This window comes from Kitasatospora sp. NPDC032757, from assembly GCF_055579305.1.
The window spans coordinates 92,948-112,230 of record NZ_JBVINN010000017.1 but is presented as its reverse complement, the minus strand read 5'-3'; the positions used below and the strand labels follow the sequence as shown (position 1 = coordinate 112,230).

20 protein-coding genes are annotated in these 19,283 nt (G+C 72.8%); 3 read left to right on the top strand and 17 right to left on the bottom strand.

The window, feature by feature from the left end:
* Positions 1-28: 28 nt before the first annotated feature.
* The gene (locus ACZ5WK_RS20455; RefSeq protein WP_329487566.1) at positions 29-439 is read left to right on the top strand and encodes a Fur family transcriptional regulator; all 411 of its coding nucleotides are present in this window, start codon (positions 29-31) and stop codon (positions 437-439) included.
* A gap of 96 nt (positions 440-535) precedes the next feature.
* On the opposite strand, the gene ACZ5WK_RS20450 is transcribed toward ACZ5WK_RS20455, so the two are convergent.
* The 4 genes from ACZ5WK_RS20450 to leuA all read right to left on the bottom strand — a co-directional run bounded on the left by ACZ5WK_RS20450 (position 536) and on the right by leuA (position 5,149).
* Positions 536-1,399: an isoprenyl transferase gene (locus ACZ5WK_RS20450; RefSeq protein WP_465548765.1), complete on the bottom strand. Its 864-nt coding sequence runs from the start codon at positions 1,397-1,399 to the stop codon at positions 536-538.
* 4 nt (positions 1,400-1,403) lie between these two features.
* Complete coding sequence (recO, locus tag ACZ5WK_RS20445; RefSeq protein WP_396323235.1) at positions 1,404-2,150, bottom strand: DNA repair protein RecO; 747 nt, start codon at positions 2,148-2,150, stop codon at positions 1,404-1,406.
* 248 nt (positions 2,151-2,398) lie between these two features.
* Positions 2,399-3,091, bottom strand: a complete 693-nt coding sequence (locus ACZ5WK_RS20440; RefSeq protein ID WP_465548764.1) for a TerB family tellurite resistance protein — start codon at positions 3,089-3,091, stop codon at positions 2,399-2,401.
* A 261-nt stretch (positions 3,092-3,352) separates the two neighbouring features.
* The gene (gene leuA / locus ACZ5WK_RS20435) at positions 3,353-5,149 is read right to left on the bottom strand and encodes a 2-isopropylmalate synthase (RefSeq protein WP_465548763.1); all 1,797 of its coding nucleotides are present in this window, start codon (positions 5,147-5,149) and stop codon (positions 3,353-3,355) included.
* Between the two features lie 331 nt (positions 5,150-5,480).
* Here leuA and ACZ5WK_RS20430 point away from each other — a divergent pair, with 331 nt between their 5' ends.
* Together ACZ5WK_RS20430 and ACZ5WK_RS20425 are read left to right on the top strand one after the other, a co-directional pair.
* Positions 5,481-6,500, top strand: a complete 1,020-nt coding sequence (locus ACZ5WK_RS20430) for a M4 family metallopeptidase (protein ID WP_465548762.1) — start codon at positions 5,481-5,483, stop codon at positions 6,498-6,500.
* 109 nt (positions 6,501-6,609) lie between these two features.
* The gene (locus tag ACZ5WK_RS20425) at positions 6,610-6,876 is read left to right on the top strand and encodes a protealysin inhibitor emfourin (protein WP_396323231.1); all 267 of its coding nucleotides are present in this window, start codon (positions 6,610-6,612) and stop codon (positions 6,874-6,876) included.
* A 108-nt stretch (positions 6,877-6,984) separates the two neighbouring features.
* On the opposite strand, the gene era is transcribed toward ACZ5WK_RS20425, so the two are convergent.
* From era to ACZ5WK_RS20360, 13 genes are all read right to left on the bottom strand, one after another.
* Positions 6,985-7,914, bottom strand: coding sequence for a GTPase Era (gene era / locus ACZ5WK_RS20420; RefSeq protein ID WP_148645217.1), 930 nt, complete (start codon positions 7,912-7,914; stop codon positions 6,985-6,987).
* Between the two features lie 61 nt (positions 7,915-7,975).
* Positions 7,976-8,137 (bottom strand): hypothetical protein, encoded by a 162-nt coding sequence (locus ACZ5WK_RS20415; RefSeq protein ID WP_153882821.1) that lies wholly within the window; start codon positions 8,135-8,137, stop codon positions 7,976-7,978.
* 235 nt (positions 8,138-8,372) lie between these two features.
* Positions 8,373-8,726, bottom strand: a complete 354-nt coding sequence (locus tag ACZ5WK_RS20410; RefSeq protein ID WP_329487578.1) for a cytidine deaminase — start codon at positions 8,724-8,726, stop codon at positions 8,373-8,375.
* 45 nt (positions 8,727-8,771) lie between these two features.
* Positions 8,772-9,311: a DUF4383 domain-containing protein gene (locus ACZ5WK_RS20405; RefSeq protein WP_465548761.1), complete on the bottom strand. Its 540-nt coding sequence runs from the start codon at positions 9,309-9,311 to the stop codon at positions 8,772-8,774.
* Positions 9,312-9,388: 77 nt separating this feature from the next.
* Positions 9,389-9,625, bottom strand: a complete 237-nt coding sequence (locus ACZ5WK_RS20400) for a hypothetical protein (protein ID WP_396323227.1) — start codon at positions 9,623-9,625, stop codon at positions 9,389-9,391.
* A 44-nt stretch (positions 9,626-9,669) separates the two neighbouring features.
* The gene (locus ACZ5WK_RS20395) at positions 9,670-10,995 is read right to left on the bottom strand and encodes a hemolysin family protein (RefSeq protein WP_396323226.1); all 1,326 of its coding nucleotides are present in this window, start codon (positions 10,993-10,995) and stop codon (positions 9,670-9,672) included.
* Between the two features lie 18 nt (positions 10,996-11,013).
* Positions 11,014-11,508, bottom strand: a complete 495-nt coding sequence (gene ybeY / locus ACZ5WK_RS20390; protein ID WP_396323225.1) for an rRNA maturation RNase YbeY — start codon at positions 11,506-11,508, stop codon at positions 11,014-11,016.
* 14 nt (positions 11,509-11,522) lie between these two features.
* A complete protein-coding gene (locus tag ACZ5WK_RS20385; protein WP_465548760.1) occupies positions 11,523-12,659 on the bottom strand; it encodes a PhoH family protein in 1,137 nt (378 codons plus the stop codon).
* A gap of 197 nt (positions 12,660-12,856) precedes the next feature.
* A complete protein-coding gene (locus ACZ5WK_RS20380; protein ID WP_396323223.1) occupies positions 12,857-13,780 on the bottom strand; it encodes a ribonuclease Z in 924 nt (307 codons plus the stop codon).
* Between the two features lie 5 nt (positions 13,781-13,785).
* Positions 13,786-14,139, bottom strand: coding sequence for a histidine triad nucleotide-binding protein (locus ACZ5WK_RS20375; RefSeq protein ID WP_396323222.1), 354 nt, complete (start codon positions 14,137-14,139; stop codon positions 13,786-13,788).
* Between the two features lie 67 nt (positions 14,140-14,206).
* A complete protein-coding gene (locus tag ACZ5WK_RS20370) occupies positions 14,207-14,914 on the bottom strand; it encodes an RDD family protein (protein ID WP_465548759.1) in 708 nt (235 codons plus the stop codon).
* Between the two features lie 134 nt (positions 14,915-15,048).
* On the bottom strand, positions 15,049-18,360 hold the full coding sequence (locus ACZ5WK_RS20365; RefSeq protein WP_465548758.1) for a S41 family peptidase: 3,312 nt from the start codon (positions 18,358-18,360) through the stop codon (positions 15,049-15,051).
* A gap of 120 nt (positions 18,361-18,480) precedes the next feature.
* The gene (locus ACZ5WK_RS20360) at positions 18,481-19,230 is read right to left on the bottom strand and encodes a 16S rRNA (uracil(1498)-N(3))-methyltransferase (RefSeq protein WP_465548757.1); all 750 of its coding nucleotides are present in this window, start codon (positions 19,228-19,230) and stop codon (positions 18,481-18,483) included.
* Between the last annotated feature and the right edge of the window lie 53 nt (positions 19,231-19,283).

The following is a 19,283-nucleotide window of genomic DNA, read 5'->3' as shown; positions in this document are numbered from 1 at the left end:
GACGCCCACACCCCCAGGAGGACCCACGGTGACCACCGCAGGCCCGTCGCCGCGCGCCCGCTCGACCCGGCAGCGTGCCGCCGTCTCGGCGGCCCTGGACGAGATCGAGGACTTCCGCAGCGCGCAGGAGCTCCACGACATGCTCAAGCACCGGGGTGACTCGGTGGGCCTGACCACGGTCTACCGCACCCTGCAGTCGCTCGCCGACGCGGGCGAGGTGGACGTGCTGCGCACCGCCGACGGCGAGGCGGTCTACCGCCGCTGCAGCAGCGGGCACCACCACCACCTGGTCTGCCGGCACTGCGGCGCCACCGTCGAGGTCGAGGGGCCGGCCGTCGAACGCTGGGCCAACTCGGTCGCCGCCGAGCACGGCTTCAGCGACATCGCGCACACCCTGGAGATCTTCGGCACGTGCGCGGAGTGCGCCAAGAAGGCCTGATCTCCGTACGCCGAAGGGCCCGTGGGACTCCCACGGGCCCTTCGGTGTGCGCCCGGACGCGTCCGCCCCCGGGGACACGCGTGCGCGGGCGTGCGATCAGCGCTGCGCCGGCAGGTCCGGGGCCACCTCATTCGGGATCGCCCCGCCGAAGCGCCGGTCGCGCATCGCGAACTGCTCGCAGGCCCGCCAGAGGTCCCGGCGGTCGAAGTCCGGCCAGAGCACGTCCTGGAACACGAACTCGGCGTACGCGGACTGCCAGAGCAGGAAGTTGGACGTCCGCTGCTCGCCGCTCGGGCGCAGGAAGAGGTCCACGTCCGGCATGTCCGGGTGGTACAGGTACTTGGCGATGGTCTTCTCGTTGACCTTCTTCGGGTCCAGCTTCCCGGCCGCGACATCGGCCGCGATGGCCGCCGTGGCGTCCGCGATCTCGGCCCGGCCACCGTAGTTGACGCACATGTAGAGCGTGACGGCGTCGTTCTCCTTGGTCTGCTCCTCGGCGACCTGGAGCTCCTGGACGACGCTCTTCCAGAGCCTGGGCATCCGGCCGGCCCAGCGGATCCGCACGCCCATCGCGTCCATCTCGTCGCGGCGGCGGCGGATGACGTCCCGGTTGAAGTTCATCAGGAACTTCACCTCGTCGGGCGAGCGCTTCCAGTTCTCGGTGGAGAACGCGTACAGCGAGATGTTCTTCACGCCGAGCTCGATCGCGCCCTTGAGGACGTCCAGCACCACGGACTCGCCGACCTTGTGGCCCTCGGTGCGCGGCAGCCCGCGCTCCTTGGCCCAGCGGCCGTTGCCGTCCATCACGATCGCGACGTGGCCGGGGACCAGCTCACCGGGGATCTTCGGCGGCTCGGCGCCACTGGGGTGCGGGGTCGGGGGGAGGTACTCGCCCCCGGCCTTCGGCCGGGGGGACCCCCAGCTGCCGTCGCCGCCGCCGAAGAGCCGTCGCGCTGCCATGTGCTCACTTCTCCACGTATCTCATCGAGCGGATGCCCCGCTCCAGGTGCCACTGCAGATAGGCCGCGACCAGGCCGCTGCCCTCCCGCCAGTACCTCGGCTCGCAGGTGTCGGCCGTCTGCCAGTCCCCTGACAGCAGCGCCCCGAGCAGTACCAGTGTCTCAGGGGAGGGTACGGCACATCCGGGCACTCGGCAGTCCCCGCAGAGCACGCCACCCGCCTGGAGCGAGAAGAACCGGTTCGGGCCCTCCAGCCCGCACTTGGCGCAGTCGGTGAAGCTCGCGCCGTACCCGTTCACCGCGAGCGAGCGGAGCAGGAAGGCGTCCAGCACCAGGTGCGACTCGTGCAGCCCGGCGGCCAGCGTGCGCAGGCCGCCGACCAGCAGCAGGTACTGCTGGACGGCCGGCTCGCCCTCGTTCTCGGCGAACCGTTCCGCCGTCTCCAGCATGGCCGTCCCGGCGGTGTAGCGGCCGTAGTCGGTCACGATGGAGCCGCCGTAGGGGGCGATCGTCTCCACCTGGGTGCAGAGCGGCAGGCCGCGGCCGACCAGGTCGCTCCCGCGGCTGAAGAACTGCACGTCCACGTGCGAGAACGGCTCCAGCCGGGCGCCGAACTTCGACTTCGTCTTGCGCACCCCGCGCGCCACCGCACGCACCTTGCCGTGCTGGCGGGTGAGCAGGGTGATGATCCGGTCGGCCTCGCCGAGCTTCTGCGCCCGGAGCACCACGCCGTCGTCCCGGAACAGGCTCATGCGGCGCCCTCGCGGCCTGCGACGGGCGGTCGGGCGTCGAACAGTGTGGACATCCCACCATTGTCGCGCAGGAACGGCGGCAGCCGTGTGGCCCGCACCGGGGCCCGTGGGGGAGGTGCCCGGAGGGTGCGGGTCACGGCGGGCCCGGGAGTGGGGGAACCGCCCGGCCGACGGCCGGGGGCGGGTCGGGCCCGGTTTGTGGGGGTCTGCGGAGTCCTGCTGGGGGGACGGAAGGCGGAGGCCGGAGCCTAGTGCGAGGCGCGGGTCGCCGCTTCCAGCAGCACCCCGACCGTGGCCTGCGGAAGGTCCAGACAGCGCCCGACCGCGGCCAGCGCCTCGCGCTCCTGCGGCAGGTAGCGCCCGTCGGCGAGGGCGATCGCCGCGCCCTGGAGCAGCAGCCGCTCCCGCCCCTGGTGGGCGAGGTGCGGGGCGAGCGGTTCGAGCACCGCGTGCAGCTCCACGGCCAGGCCTCCGGCCTCCCCCAGCCTCCGGCCGGGAGGCGCCACCACTTCGTGGGCGTCGTAGAGCTCCCCGCCGAGCCCGGAGAGCGCGGCCAGCGCCGCCAGCACCTGGGCCTCGCCGCAGTCCTCGAAGCCGGCCTCCCGGACGGCCGCGCAGGCCGCCTCGCGGGCCGCCCGGTGCGCGGTGCCGCCGGCCGCCAGCAGGGCGAGCGCCACCGTGTACTGGGCGTCGCGCAGCATCGCGCCGAGGCGGACGCAGGTGGGCTGTTCCAGGCTCTCCACCCCGTACCGGCCGTGGCAGGTGGTGCACTGCACGCTGCCGAGGACCGGGCCGAGCGGCAGCACCGGGGTACCGAGCAACCGCAGCCACCGCCGGCCGTGCTGCCGGCGGCAGTTGCGGTCCCCGCCACAGCCCGGGCAGAAGAAGTCACCGAGAACGTCAGTCCGCCACCGCGGGCGGACACCCCACAACCCTGTCACGGCGCCACTCCCCAGACATGGCAGGCGGCCTGCACAACAATGGGCAGGTCACGCGACCGGACACCGAGGCCGTCCCACCGACCCGGCTTTCCGGTGCGTCGATGTTGCCATGGTTACCGGCACGTGTCAGTACCTCGAACGGCCCGGGACCCGAAAAAATGTGGCGCAGGCCACAGTGTGTACGCCCTCCCCCGCCCGGGGCCGCCGGAAAGGCGGCCGGGCCGCCCCGGAGGACGGCCCGGCAGCTACCACTCGTACGAACTACCCGCGCTGCACGCGGTTGACGGCGCTGATCATCGCCTTCAGCGAGGCCAGCACGGTGTTGCCGTCGATGCCGACGCCCCACAGCACCTTGCCGTCGACGGCGCACTCGACGTACGCGGCCGCCTGGGCGTCGCCGCCCTCGCTCAGCGCGTGCTCGGCGTAGTCCAGGACCCGGACGTCCACGCCGATCCGGGCCAGCGCGTCGGCGAAGGCGGAGACGGGGCCGTTGCCGGTACCGGCCAGGGTGACCGGCACCCCGTCGACCACGGCCTCGGCGGTCAGCGCGTCCCGGCCGTCCTCGGTGGTCAGGCTGCGCGAACCGGCCAGCGAGATCCGGCCCCACGGGTTGTCGGTGGTGGGCAGGTACTCGTCCTGGAAGACCGCCCAGATCGCGGCCGGGGTGACCTCGCCGCCCTCGGCGTCGGTCTTGGCCTGGATGATCCGGGAGAACTCGATCTGCATCCGGCGCGGCAGGTCCAGCTTGTGGTCGTTCTTCAGGACGTACGCGACGCCGCCCTTGCCGGACTGGCTGTTGACCCGGATGACCGCCTCGTACGTCCGGCCGACGTCCTTCGGGTCGATCGGCAGGTACGGCACGCCCCAGGTGTGCTCCTCCACCGGCACGCCGGCCGCCTTGGCGTCGGCCTCCAGGGCGTCGAAGCCCTTCTTGATCGCGTCCTGGTGCGACCCGGAGAAGGAGGTGTACACCAGGTCGCCGGCGTACGGGTGGCGCGGGTGCACCTCCATCTGGTTGCAGTACTCGGCGGTGCGGCGGACCTCGTCGATGTCGGAGAAGTCGATCTGCGGGTCGATGCCCTGCGAGAACAGGTTCATGCCCAGGGTGACCAGGTCGACGTTGCCGGTCCGCTCGCCCTGGCCGAACAGGCAGCCCTCGATCCGGTCGGCGCCGGCCATGTAGGCCAGCTCGGCGGAGGCGACGGCGGTGCCGCGGTCGTTGTGCGGGTGCACCGACAGGCAGACGTGCTCGCGGCGCGACAGGTTGCGGGACATCCACTCGAACTGGTCCGCCTGGACGTTCGGGGTCGCCCGCTCGATGGTGGCCGGCAGGTTCAGGATGATCTCGCGCCCCTCGCCCGGCTCCCAGACGTCCATCACCGCCTCACAGACCTCCAGCGCGAAGTCCAGCTCGGTGTCGACGAAGATCTCCGGCGAGTACTGGTAGCCGAAGACGGTGTCATCGCCCAGCAGCTTCTCCGCGTACTCCATCACCAGCCGGGTGCCCTCGGTGGCGATCGCCCGGGTGGCCGCCCGGTCGTTGCGGAACACCACCCGGCGGAACAGCGGCGCCGTCGCGTTGTACAGGTGGACGGTGGCGCGCGGGGCGCCGACCAGCGACTCGACGGTCTTCTCGATCAGCTCCTCGCGGGCCTGCGTCAGCACCGAGATGGTGACGTCCTCCGGGATCGCCCCCTCCTCGATCAGCGAGCGTACGAAGGCGTGGTCGGTGGCACCGGAGGAGGGGAAGCCGACCTCGATCTCCTTGTAGCCCATCGTCACCAGCAGGTCGAACATCTTGCGCTTGCGGGCCGGGGACATCGGGTCGATCAGCGCCTGGTTGCCGTCCCGCAGGTCGGTGGAGAGCCAGCGCGGCGCCTTGGTGATCACCTGCGACGGCCAGGTGCGGTCCGGCAGGTCGACGGTGCCGAACGGCAGGTAGCGCCCGTGCCGCATGCCCGCGGGCTGCTGGCGCACGGTCGCGGCGGTGATCGGGGTCGGACGGTCGACGAACGCGCGACCGGCGGGGATGGACGCGGCGGAGCTCTGCTCGGTCATGGAGGTGACTCTCGGCTTCCTGTGATGCGGGGCGTGTCGGGGTGAGGTGGACACCCGACTGGCCGGCCTGCTGCCGCTCGCGGCCCCTCGTTGGGCCGCAGGATTACTACGCGCACAGCACAGTCCCCGCGGCGAGGGAGCCGGCCCTGGTGGACTACAGGCCCTCGACGCGGCAGCTAAGAAGAAGCAGCCCGTTGCGCATGATGTCGTCCAGCGTAACCGAGGACCGCGCGCCCCCGAAGTGAGCCGGGCGGACATTCCACCCCTTGAGACGGAGCGACTTCCGTCCGCGCCGGTGACAACACGTCATGCTTGCCTCACTCTTGGCCACATGACCGCTGAACCGGCGCTCTGCGCGATCGTTCCGCCCTACGTCCTGGACCGCCTCGCCGAGGACGGTCACGAGCCCGCCGCCCGCTCCCTCGCCCTGGATGCCGTGCACCGCACGGCCCGCCTCACCGCCGTCCCCGCCCCACCCGCCACCGGCCGCCTGGACCGGGTGATCGGGGACGCCGGCCACACCGAACGACTGCCCGGCCGCACCGTCCGCAGCGAGGGCCAGAGCCCAGTCCAGGACGAGTCCGTCAACCACGCCTACGACGGCCTCGGCGCCACCTTCGAGCTCTTCGCCGACGCGTACGGGCGCCGCTCGATCGACGACCAGGGCCTGCGCCTGGACGCCACCGTGCACTACGGCCTGCACTACGACAACGCCTTCTGGGACGGCCGGCGGATGGTCTTCGGGGACGGCGACGGCGAGGTGTTCGGCGACTTCACCGCCTGCATCGACGTCATCGGCCACGAACTCACCCACGGCGTCACGCAGTTCACCGCGGGCCTGGAGTACAGCGGGCAGTCCGGAGCGCTCAACGAGTCCGTCTCCGACGTCTTCGGCTCGCTGGTCAAGCAGTACGCGCTCCACCAGGACGCCGCCGACGCGGACTGGCTGATCGGCGCCGGGCTGCTCGCCCCCGGGGTGCAGGGCGTGGCGCTGCGCTCGATGAAGGCGCCCGGCACCGCGTACGACGACCCCCGGCTCGGCAAGGACCCGCAGCCGGCCCACCTGCGCGACTACGTGCGAACCGCCCAGGACAACGGCGGCGTGCACATCAACTCCGGCATCCCCAACCACGCGTTCTACCTGTTGGCCACCGCGCTCGGCGGGCCGGCCTGGGAACGGGCCGGGCGGATCTGGTACGACACGCTGACCGGCCGGCGGCTGCCGTCCGACGCCGGCTTCACCGCCTTCGCCCGGGCCACCGTGGCGGCCGCCAAGGCCCGCTACCCCGAGCCCTCGGTGGCCGACACGGTGACGGCGGCCTGGGCGAAGGTCGGCATCAGCACCGCCTGAGCCCGTTGAGCCGACGTTGAGCCGGGCTTGAGCCGGGCTTGAGACCGCAAAGGTCAAGGTCCGGAAAAAGCCCGGCAAACAACCATCCCTGCGTAGCACCATGGACACCATGCGTATCCAGGTGACCCGGACCGGCGGCCTTGCGGGGCGCGCCCTCCACGCGGAGCTCGACACCACCGAGCGGACGGACGCCCCGCACGTGCACGCGCTCGCCCGCGAAGCCGTCGCGGGCGGGCTGCGGTCGCCCTCGTACGGGGTGCCGGACGGATTCCACTACGAGATCACGGTCGACGGCCGGACGGTGCACTGCGCCGACCCCAAGCTCACCGACTCGCAACGGGAGCTGGTCTCGCTGGTGCTGCGCGAGGGTGCGTAGGCCCTCGGGCCGGGGTGCGGGGGCCCGGGCCCGACGGAAGGTCCCGACCGGACGGCGAAGGCCCGCCCGGAGACGTCCGGGCGGGCCCTGTGCCGTGGTCCGGGCAGGTCAGAAGCCCAGCTTGCGCAGCTGCTTCGGGTCCCGCTGCCAGTCCTTGGCCACCTTGACGTGCAGGTCCAGGTAGACCGGCGTGCCGAGCAGCGCCTCGATGTGCTTGCGGGCGGTGGTCCCGACGTGCTTGAGCCGGGAGCCCTTGGCGCCGATCACGATCGCCTTCTGGCTCTGCCGCTCGATGTAGACGTTGGCGTGGATGTCCAGCAGCGGACGGTCCGCGGGGCGGCCCTCGCGCGGGATCATCTCCTCGACCACCACGGCCAGCGAGTGCGGCAGCTCGTCCCGGACGCCCTCCAGCGCCGCCTCGCGGATCAGCTCGGCGACCATGATCTGCTCGGGCTCGTCGGTGAGGTCACCGTCCGGGTAGAGCGGCATGCCCTCCGGGAGCAGCTTGGTGATCAGCTCGGCGACCAGGTCCACCTGCTTGTCGCCGACGGCCGAGACCGGGATGATCTCGGCCCACTCGATGCCCAGCTCGACGCCCAGCTGATGGATGGCGATCAGCTGCTCGGCCAGCCGCTTGGAGTCGACCAGGTCGGTCTTGGTGACGATGGCCACCTTGGGGGTCTTCTTGATCTCGGCGAGTTCCTTGGCGATGAACTTGTCGCCGGGGCCGAGCTTCTGGTCGGCGGGCAGGCAGAAGCCGATCACGTCGACCTCGGCCCAGGTGGAGCGGACCAGGTCGTTGAGACGCTCGCCGAGCAGGGTGCGCGGCTTGTGCAGACCGGGGGTGTCGACCAGGACGAGCTGGGCGTCGGGGCGGTGCACGATGCCGCGCACGGTGTGCCGGGTGGTCTGCGGACGGTCGGAGGTGATCGCGACCTTCGTCCCCACCAGGGCGTTGGTCAGGGTCGACTTGCCCGCGTTGGGCCGGCCGACGAAGCACGCGAAGCCGGAGCGGTACGAGGAGGAAGGGGCACTCATGCGCTCCATTCTCCCTGATCACCGGGAGCGCGACGGACGCGGCCGTCCGAACGGCGTCCGATCAGCCCTTGTCGCCGCCGCCGAGCGAGGCCAATCCCATGATCAGCACCAGCAGCAGGAAGGCCACCGAACCCCAGAGCCAGAACGGCGAGCCGGTCTCCTGCCACTTGCCCATGCCCATCACGCCCAGCAGCAGCCCCGCGAAGAACGCGTACGGCCCCATCTCCCCAGCCCCCTCACCGCAACCCACTCCCGGTGAGATTATCTGCCGAACGCAGACGGCATCGAAGGCGTATCGGAGCCGGCGCCGAGGGCGGTATCGAGGGCTGTTTCCCAGGCGGCATCCCACACGGCATCGCAGGCGGCATCACGCACGGCGGAGCGCCCGGGGTTTCCGCCCCGGGCGCTCCGAACGCCGTACCGCCCGGCGGGCCGGGCCGCTCGGCACGCCGTACCGCTCAGCGGGCCTCGGCCGCCACCTTCAGGGCCCCGTCCGGCCCGGCCAGCAGCACCGGCGTCCCGGCCCCGCCGAGGTCCCGCACCGCGGCCAGGTCGGCCTCGGCCGGCTCGCCGGCCTCGCTCACCACGGCCGCCGCCTCCAGCGACCTCGCACCGCTGGCCACCGCCATCGCCACCGCCGTCTGCAGCGCGCTGAGCCGCAGCGACTCCAGCGCGACCGTCCCGGCCACGTAGGTGCGCCCGGTCTCGTCACGCACCGCGGCCCCCTCCGCGACGCCGTTGCGGGCGCGGGCGGAGCGGGCCAGGGTGATGATCTTCTTGTCTTCGGGGTCGAGCTCGACGATGTCACTCATGCCGCCGAGCATAGGCCCGGGGCCAGGCCACGGGGCGGGCCGGGCTCAGTGGCCGATCGGGTTCGGCGGCCCGGGCCGCATCACCTTGACGAAGGTCTTGGGACCGGACGGCATCGGCTCCTCGTCCGCCGACCGCTGTCGCCAGTACGGGTTGTCGTGCGGCAGGTGGCTGCTGACCCGGCCGTACATGCCGAAGGTCACCACGACCATGCCGAAGATGAACGCGAAGATCACGTTGGACATCCGGAAGTTGAGGATGTTCGCTTCCGGCCGGCCGAGCACCGCCAGGCCGTAGAAGCCGGAGAGCACGAAGAGCCCGCCGACCACCATGTTCAGGTTGGAGGCGAAGTTCCCCCCGATGACGGCCCCGCCGACCAGGATGGCGCCCACCACGATGGAGAGGATGCTCAGCGCCCCGTTGGTCGAGAGCCCGGCGATGTGGTCGCCGTGGGTGGACAGGAAACCCGGGTGGTCCAGCAGTCCGAGGATCCCGAACACGATCAGGAAGACTCCGCCGAGCCCCGCTCCGATCCGCCAGACCATGAGGAGTTTGTGGTCGACGGGCAGTTCGTCTTGCAGCTTCATGGTGACCTCCACCATGGGACGTCAGACGGCCTCCACCCACGCTGCTCCGCCCACGGAGCGGCGCACGGCCGGGCCGGTCAGCTGTAGGGATGGCTCCCCTGCATGTGGGGCACCTCGTGCATGTACAGCGAGCCGCACTGCTGGCAGCAGCGCAGCCCGGTGCCCCACTCCTCCTCCGCCCGGGTCTCGGCGTCGGTGTCCATGGTGCGGCCGCAGAGGGCCGTCGCGGGTTCGGCGGCCCGGACGACGTGCCAGGACTTCGCCCCGGCCGACCGACCCTGCGGGCCGTACTCCGCACGCAGTAGATGACTCATGTACCCATGGTCGTTCGGCCGGAGCCCGGACGCTACTCGCCGGCCTATTCGCCGGTCTCCGCGTCCGCCAGGGACGCCCGGCGGACCGGGAGGGCCACCATCGAGCCGATCCGGTTGCGGCGCCCGGCCGAGCTCTCCGCGGTGAGGCGGATCGCGGTCAGGTCGGTGGCGGCGTCCTCCGGCAGCGGGATCTCGCAGGCCGAGCCCGGGATCGGCACCCGGCCGAGGTGCTTGGCGAGCAGACCGCCGACGGTCTCGACGTCCTCGTCCTCCAGCTCGATGCCGAACAGCTCGCCGAGGTCCTCGACCAGCAGCCGGGCGGTGATCCGGTACGAGCCGTCGCCGAGGTCCTCGACCGGCGCGATCTCCCGGTCGTACTCGTCGGTGATCTCCCCGACGATCTCCTCCAGGACGTCCTCGATGGTGACCAGCCCGGCGGTGCCGCCGTACTCGTCGATCACGATCGCGACGTGCGAGCGGCGCTGCTGCATCTCGCGCAGCAGGTCGCCGGCCGGCTTGGAGTCCGGGACGAAGACGGCCGGCCGCATCACGTTCCCGACCTCCTCGGACTCCGCCTCCCGGTTGATGTGGGTGCGGCGGACGAGGTCCTTGAGGTAGATGATGCCGACCACGTCGTCCTCGTTGTCGCCCACCACCGGGATGCGCGAGAAACCGGAACGCAGCGCCAGGGTGAGCGCCTGACGGACGGTCTTGTGCCGCTCGATCATCACGAGGTCGGTGCGCGGCACCATCACCTCGCGGACGATGGTGTCGCCCAGCTCGAAGACGGAGTGCACCATCCGGCGCTCCTCGTCCTCGATCACGTCGTTCTTCTCGGCGAGGTCGACCAGGGCGCGCAGCTCCGCCTCGGAGGCGAACGGCCCCTCGCGGTAGCCCTTGCCGGGGGTCAGCGCGTTGCCGAGCAGGATCAGCAGCCGCGGGATCGGGCCGAGCACGCCGGCCAGCGGCAGCAGCACGAAGGAGGCCGCGGTGGCGGTGGTCAGCGGGTGCTGGCGGCCGATCGTGCGCGGCGAGACGCCGACCGCCACGAAGGAGACCAGCACCATCACGCCGAACGCCAGCAGCACGGCCTGCCAGGTGGTCTCCAGGTTCCGCACGCAGACCACGGTGACCAGGACGGCCGCCGCCATCTCGCTGGCCACCCGGATCAGGGTCGCCAGGTTGAGGTAGCGGATCGGGTCGGAGGCCAGCGTCAGCAGCCGGGCCGAGCCGCGCCGCCCGGCCCGGACCGCCTCCTCCGCACGGAACCGGGAGACCCGGGAGATGCCCGCCTCGGCGCACGCGGCCAGCCAGCCGAGGACGACCAGCAGCACGGCACCCAGGATGAAGCTCGTACTCTCACCACTCACAGGGGTCGGGCTCCGCGCTCAGTGGGTGGTGGGGGCCGGCGAGATGCCGCCGAGGCCGCGGCCGGCCCGCCAGCCGTCGAGGATCGCCTTCTGGAGGCCGAACATCTCCTCCTCCTCGTCCGGCTCCTCGTGGTCGTAGCCGAGCACGTGCAGCACGCCGTGGACGGTGAGCAGCTGCAGCTCCTCGTCCATCGAGTGCTGGGACGGGGCCGCCTTGCCCTGCTGCTCCGCGACCTCGGGGCAGAGCACGATGTCGCCGAGCAGGCCCTGCGGCAGCTCCTCGCCCTCCTTGCCGGGGCGCAGCTCGTCCATGGGGAAGGACATCACGTCGGTGGGGCCCGGGAGGTCCATCCACTGGATGTGCAGCTCCTCCATCGCCGCACCGTCCACCAGGATCACGGACAGTTCGGACTGCGGGTGGATCCGCATCTTGTCCAGTGCGTAGCGGGCGACGTCGAGGATGGCTTCCTCATCGGCGTCCCAACCGGACTCGTTGGCGATGTCGATCGACATGACGGGCTGGTTACTCAGCTTTCGGTGCGATGGGACTGACGGGGTGCGCGCGGTGCGGCCGGCTTGCCGGGGCGCCGCTCGCCGGACTTGCGGGAGGGCCGTGGTGCGCTCTCCCCGGCCTCCTGGAGGGCGTCCCAGCGCTCGTACGCGTCCACGATCCGGCCGACCAGCTTGTGGCGGACCACGTCGGTGCTGGTGAGGACGGAGAAGTGGATGTCGGGCACGTCGGCCAGGATCTCCTGGACGACCTTGAGACCGCTGCGGGTGCCGCCCGGGAGGTCGATCTGGCTGGTGTCGCCGGTGACGACCACCCGGGAGTTGAAGCCGAGGCGGGTGAGGAACATCTTCATCTGCTCGGGCGAGGTGTTCTGGGCCTCGTCCAGGATGATGAAGGCGTCGTTGAGGGTGCGGCCGCGCATGTAGGCGAGCGGCGCGACCTCGATGGTGCCGGCCGCCATCAGGCGCGGGATGGAGTCCGGGTCCATCATGTCGTGCAGCGCGTCGTAGAGCGGGCGCAGGTACGGGTCGATCTTCTCGTAGAGGGTGCCGGGCAGGAAGCCCAGCCGCTCCCCCGCCTCGACGGCCGGGCGGGTCAGGATGATCCGGTTGACCTCCTTGGCCTGGAGGGCCTGGACGGCCTTGGCCATCGCGAGGTAGGTCTTGCCGGTACCGGCCGGGCCGAGGCCGAAGACGATCGTGTGCTTGTCGATCGCGTCGACGTAGCGCTGCTGGTTGAGGGTCTTGGGGCGGATGGTGCGGCCCCGGTTGGACAGGATGTTCGCGGTGAACACCTGGGACGGCGCCGGGCTGTCCGGGTCGTCCACGGCGCTCCGGAGCATGGCGATGGAGCGCTCCACGGAGTCCTCCGTCAGGGGTTGGCCGGTGCGCAGCACCAGCATCATCTCGTTGAAGAGCTGCTGGACGAGGGTGACCTCGGCGCGCTCTCCGGTGGCGGTCACCTCGTTGCCGCGGACGTGGATGTCGGCGGCGGGGAAGCCCCGCTCGATCACCCGGAGCAGCGAGTCCGCGGTGCCGAGCAGGGTGACCATCGGGTGCTTCTCGGGGATGACGATCCGGGCGCTGGTGCGGCCGTCGTCCGCCGGTTCGGGGCGCGACTGTCCGTTCGTACGGGTCTGCGATGTGTCACTCATAGGTCGGCGCTGGGCCTGCCTCATCCCATCCGTGTCTCGTGGGCCGCTCGGTCTCTCCGGGGCACCAGGGTACGCCGCGCACGTGATCGCTGCGGCGGGCGGCGGGGCCGCACCCGACGATGCTCCGGCAGATCGCGGGGCGGCGCGAGCGGTTTTCCGCACCGTTCACGGGCCGCCCACGGCTCCGCCCCGTCCGGTCACGGCCGGCGCCGGGGCGGGACGGGCACCCTGGCGAGGTCCTCGGCGAGCACGATGGTGCCGTCGAAGTGCTTGCGGGCGTCGGCGAGGTGCTGGCCGAGGTCCGGGTAGCGCTGCGAGAAGTGGGTCAGCACCAGGGTCTGCGCGCCGGCCTCGGCGGCGACCTTGGCGGCCTGGCCGGCGGTCAGGTGACCGTGGTCCTCGGCGAGCCGGACGTCGGCGTCGGTGAACGTCGACTCGATGACCAGCAGGTCGGCGCCCTCGGCGAGTTCGTGGACGCCCTCGCAGAGCCGGGTGTCCATCACGAAGGCGAACTTCTGGCCGAGCCGGGGCTCGCTGACCTGGTCCAGGGTGACGCGCACGCCGTCCACCTCGATCGCGCCCCGGTGCTGGAGGCGGCCGACGTCCGGCCCGGCGATGCCGAGGGCGGCGAGGCGCTCGGGCACCAGCCGGCGGCCGTCCGGCTCGGTGAGCCGGTAGCCGAAGGACTCGACCGGGTGCGAGAGCCGGACGGCGTCCAGCGCGAAACGGGCACCGGGGACGGGCAGCGGGCCGCGCTCCTCGATCGGGCGGGGGCGCAGCACGGCCGTCTCGTGGTAGGCGGTGGCGTACCGCAGCCGCTCGAAGTAGACCTCCCCGGACGCCGGGAAGTAGACGTCCACCGGCTGCGGGACGCGGTCCAGGTTGATCCGCTGGATCACCCCGGCGAGCCCCAGGCTGTGGTCTCCGTGGAAGTGCGTGACGGCGATCCGGGTGATCTGGGTGGCGGAGACCCCGGCGTGCAGCATCTGCCGCTGGGTGCCCTCGCCGGGGTCGAACAGCAGGCCCTCGCCGTCCCAGCGCAGCAGGTAACCGTTGTGGTTGCGGTGCCGGGTCGGCACCTGGCTGGCGGTGCCGAGGACGACGAGTTCGCGCTGGGACACGCCGGTCAGACCATGCGCTCGGTCATCGGGATCCCGCCGAGCACGTGGACGTGGGCGTGGAAGACGGTCTGGCCCGCGCCGGCGCCGGTGTTGAAGATCAGCCGGTAGTCCTTGATGCCCTCGTCCTCGGCGACCCGGCCGGCCTCGGCCAGCAGCTCGCCGGCGATCTGCGGCTCGGCGGCGGCCAGTTCGGCGGCGTTCGGGTAGTGGACGTGCGGGATGACCAGGACGTGGGTCGGGGCCTTCGGGGCGATGTCCCGGAAGGCGAGGATGCGCTCGGTCTTGCGCACCACGGTGGCCGGGATCTCGCCGGCCACGATCTTGCAGAACAGGCAGTCGGGCTGCGGCTCGCCGGCCATCGGGGTCTCCTCGCGGTGTCTCACGGTGTCGTGTCGCACGGTGTCGGTCGGGGCGTACGGCCGCATGCTAGCCGAGCCGGCCGGTCGCCTGCTGGTACTCGCGCAGGTGCTTCCAGCGGACCACGCGGACCGCGAGGACCTCGCCCTCGTCCTCGAAGTCCTCGGTGAGCAGCGAGATCGCGAGGATGACGAAGCCGATCATCCAGCGTTTGGTGAGCCGCCAGGTGTGCGGCCGGCTGACGTCCTTCTTGCGGATCACCCGGAGGGCCATGACCCCCTTGCCCACGCTGAAGCCGGTGAGCCGGGCGAGCAGCACCTGGTTGACGTAGGAGACGCCGAAGCCGACGCCGAGCAGGGCGCCGAGGTAGGCACCGGTGTGGACGGTCTTCGGGCCGCCGGCGGCCTTGGCCGCGACGAAGCCCAGGACGACCGCGAGCAGGCAGTCGATGACGATGGCGGGGAAGCGCCGGAAGCCGCTCGCCTCCTTCGGCCTGGGCACGCGCCCGGCGTAGGGGTGCTGCTGCCCTTGGGGCTGCCCGCCGTAGGGGTTCCCGTGGGCCGGCGGCCGGCCGTACTGCTGCGGCTGCCCGTACTGCTGCGGCTGCTGGCCGTATGGCGATTGCTGCCCGTACTGCTGCTGGCCGTACCCCGGCTGCTGCCCGTACGGCTGTGGCTGGCCGTACGGCGGCTGCCCGTACCCCGGCTGCTGCCCGTACTGCTGTTGCCCGTACGGCTGTTGCCCGCCGTACTGCGGCTGCGGATAGCCCTGTGCCATGTGCTCCCCCGTGAGCTGTCGATCGGCCGACGATCGGACTTGATCAAGAACAGCCCCGCATCCTACCCAGCCCCGGAGTGGGATGCCGTCCGGACGGCCTCCCACTCCGCAGCGCTGCGCGCGGCCTCCGGCCGCTACGCCCAGGGCAGCGGAGGCGCCGTCCTGGCCGGGCTCCCGGCCAGCGCGGCCAGGGCGATCCGGACGCCCTCGGCGAGCTGCGGGTCCTCCCCGGCCGCGTGCTGGTGCGGCGCGATCGGCACCTCGACGTCCGGGTCGACGCCGTGGTTCTCCACGCCCCAGCCGTAGCCCTCCAGCCAGAAGGCGTACTTGGGCTGGGTGACCAGGGTGCCGTCGACCAGGCTGTACCGGCTGTCGATGCCGATCACCCCGCCCCACGTCCGGGTGCCGACCACCGGGCCGATCTTCAGTGCCTGGATCGCGGCGTTGACGATGTCGCCGTCCGAGCCGGAGTACTCGTCGGCCAGCGCCACCACCGGCCCGCGCGGGGCGTCCGCGGGGTACGGCACCGGGCTGGCGATGTCCCGGGCGACGTCCCAGCCGACGATCCGGCGGGCCAGCTTCTCGATCACCAGCTGCGAGGTGTGGCCGCCGCGGTTCTCCCGGATGTCGACGATCACGCCCTCCTTGGCCATCTCCGACCGCAGGTCGCGGTGGATCTGTGCCCAGCCGGCCACCTGCATGTCGGGGACGTGCAGGTAGCCGAGCCGGCCGCCGGACAGCTCGCGGACGGCGGACCGGCGGCCGGCCACCCAGTCGTGGTAGCGCAGCGGCTCGTCGTCGGCGAGCGGGACGACCACCGGGTGGCGCTGGTCGGTGCCGTCCTTGCCGGCCACGGTCAGCTCGACCGGCTGCCCGGCGGTGCCGGCCAGCAGCGGCGCCGGGCCGGTGACCGGGTCGACCGGGCGGCCGTTGACGGCGAGGATCGCGTCGCCCGGTCGGACCGCGGCGCCCGGCGCGGCCAGCGGCGAGCGGGCCCGCGGGTCGGAGGACTCTCCGGGCAGGATCCGGGCGATCCGCCAGACGTCGCCGTCCTTGACCAGGTCGGCGCCGAGCTTCCCCTGGCGGCGGGCCGCCTCGGTGTGGACGCCGTGCGCGATGACGTAGGCGTGCGAGGTGCCCAGCTCGCCGTGCACCTCCCAGAGGAGGTCCACCAGGTCGTCCTTGGAGCCGAGCCGCTCCACCAGCGGCCGGTAGCGCGCCAGCACGCCGGCCCAGTCGACACCGGCGAGGTCCGGGCGCCAGAAGTTGTCGCGCATCAGGCGGCCGTTCTCGTCGTACATCTGCCGCCACTCGGCCTCCGGGTCGACGGTGACCCGCAGCCGGGCGAGGTCGACGTCGATCTCGTCGTCCTCACCGGCCGCCTTGTGGTCGGCGGGGACGATCCGCAGCTCGCCCTCGTCCAGGACGGCCAGCCGGGAGCCGTCGCCGCTGACCGCGAACCCGTCCAGGCCGTCGACCAGTTGCTCGGCGCGGCGCTTGCGGAAGTCGAACCGCTCCAGCGCCGGGCGCGGTCGCTCGTCCTCCAGCGAGGCCGCCTCGTCGCCGAGTTCGCCGATCAGCGGGATCCTCGTCCAGAGCACGCCGTCCTTGGCCGCCTTCAGCGAGCCGAACCGGCCGCCCTCGACCGGGAAGGGGATGATCCGGTCGGCGATGCCGTCCAGGTCGACCCGGGTGGCCGGCGGAGCGTCGGCGGTGCCCTCCTCGCCGTCCGCCTTCTTTCCCCTCGGCTCGTCCTCCTCGCCGCCGACCGGGCGACCGGCCCGCTGCGGCCCGAACGGGGACGGCGTGTCGGCGGCCAGCGTGACCAGGTAGGGGCGGCAGCCGTTGGGGAACGACAGGTCGAAGACGTGCGAGTCGTAGACCGGGTCGAAGTTGCGCACCGAGAGGAACGCCAGGTGCTTGCCGTCGGCGGTGAACGCCGGCGAGCTGTCGAAGAACCGTGCCGGGGTGACCTCGCCGACCGTCCGGGTGGCCAGGTTGGCCAGCGCGATCTGCCGCAACGAGAAGGCGCCCAGGCCCGCCGCCGGCTGCGACCAGGCCAGCCAGGCCGAGTCCGGGCTGAACGTCAGCCCGCTGACCTCGCCGTCCGTGCTGAGGGCCAGCTCGTGCACGACACCGTCGGCGAGCGTGACCAGCAGCACCCGGCCGTCGTGCGAGCCGACCGCCGCCTGCTTGCCGTCCGGCGAGACCACCAGGGCGCGGACCCGGCCGAGCTGCCCGGCGGCCAGCCGGCGGCGCTCGGCGCCCAGCACGGCCGGCGCGTACTCCAGCGCGTCGTCGCCCTCGGCGTCGGTCACCCAGAGCACGCCCTGCCCGCCGTCCTCGCCCGGCACCACCCGGGCCAGCCGGCCGCGCACGCCGGGCGTCTCGTCCAGCACCCGGGCGGGGCCCTCCCGGTGGGTCAGCCAGTGCACGGTGCCGCGGACCACGACGGCGCCGGCCCGGCCGGTGCGGTCGGGCGCGGCGCTCTCCAGCCAGTGCGCGGCCGGGACCGGGCGCGGCCGTCGCCCGGCCCGCGGCCCCGCCAGCCGGACGTCCAGCCGGCGCGGCCCGGCGCCGTCGGGCCCGCCCGTGCCGTCCGGACTGTCCGGGCCGTCCAGGTTGTCCAGCAGCCAGAGGTCACCGGCCCGGTGCCAGACCACCCGGGTGCCGTCGGTGGCGGCGTTGCGGGCGTAGAAGCCCTCCGGGGAGGTGGTGTGACGGCGCAGGTCGGTGCCGTCCGGGAGGCTGGAGTACAGCTCGCCGACGCCCTCGTGGTCCGAGAGGAAGGCGATCCTGGACGCGCCCGGCACGCCGACCCAGAGCGGGGAGTCGAGCTGTCCGTCCAGCTCCTCGTGGACGCGGACGAACTCGTCGCGGCCGATCCAGAGCTTGCCGGCCTGGCCGCCCCGGTACCGCTTCCACCAGGCCGGGTCCCGGTTGTTCGCTGAGACCAGCAGCACCCTCCCCCCGCCTCCGGCCGGGGACGCCCCCGTGCCGTCCGGCTCGAACGCCAGGCCCCCGACCGGCCCGTACGGCAGCCGGACCGGCTCGCCGCCGTCCAGCGGCACGGCGTGCGCCCAGGTGCGGCGCAGGGTGGCCTGACCGGCGGTGGTGGTGGCGATCGGGCGGCCGTCGGCCGTCCAGCCCTGCACCTGGGTCTGGTCGCTGCCCCAGTACGTCAACCGCCGGGACGGGCCGCCGTCCACCGGCGCGAGGTGCACCTCGGGCGCGCCGTCCCGGGTGGAGGTGAAGGCGATGTACCGCCCGTCCGGGGAGAACCGCGGCCTTCGGACCGGGACGTGATCGGCCGTCAGCCGCCAGGCCCGGCCGCCGTCCAGCGGGGCGAGCCAGACGTCGTTCTCGGCCACGAAGGTGACCAGGTCACCGTGCAGATGCGGGTGGCGCAGGTAGGCGCCGGCAGGGGTGCTCGGAGATTCGCTCACACGGTCAGCCTAGGCAGGTCCGCACACGATGCACCCGGGTTTTCCGCAACAGCCGACCCGTGTGGGGGACACCCCTCCACGCCGCCGGGCCCGTGGGCGGGCGCCCCGGCGCCCGGCGGCTCAGCTCCAGCGGCCGGTGCGGCCCAGCAGCAGGGCGCCGGCGGCCACGCCCGCCGTCGAGGTGCGCAGCACCGACGGGCCGAGCCGGTACGGCCTGGCGCCGGCCTCGGCGAAGGCGGCCAGCTCGTCCGGGGAGACCCCGCCCTCGGGGCCGACCACCAGCACGATGTCCCCGCCCGTCGGCAGGGCGGCACCGGCCAGCGGCTCGGCGCCCTCCTCGTGCAGCACCGCGGCGAGCGCGGCACCGGCCAGGACGGGCGCCAGCTGCCGGGTGGTCACCGGCTCGCGGACCTCGGGGAAGCGCAGCCGGCGGGACTGCTTGCCCGCCTCGCGGGCGGTGGCCCGCCACTTGGCGAGCGCCTTGGCGCCGCGCTCGCCCTTCCACTGGGTGATGCAGCGCGAGGCGGCCCAGGGGATCACCACGTCCACGCCGACCTCGGTCATGGTCTCCACGGCCAGCTCGCCGCGGTCGCCCTTGGGCAGCGCCTGGACGACGACGATCCGCGGCGACGGCTCGGGCTCCCGCCGGACGGCGGCCACCGTCACGTCGACGGCGTCCTTGCCGTGCACCGCCGCCACCGTGCCGTCCACGCCGAGGCCCAGCCCGTCCGCGAGGGTCACCGCCTCGCCGGGCTCCAGCCGCTTCACGGCGGCGGCGTGCCGCCCCTCCGGACCGTCCAGCCGGACCACCGCGCCGGGGGCGGCGGTGGCGAGCTGCGTGGTCTCGACGACGAACACGGGCGCGGTCATGGGGGTTCCCTGAGGTCTCTGTGCGGTGGAACGACGGCGCCCGGTGACCCCGT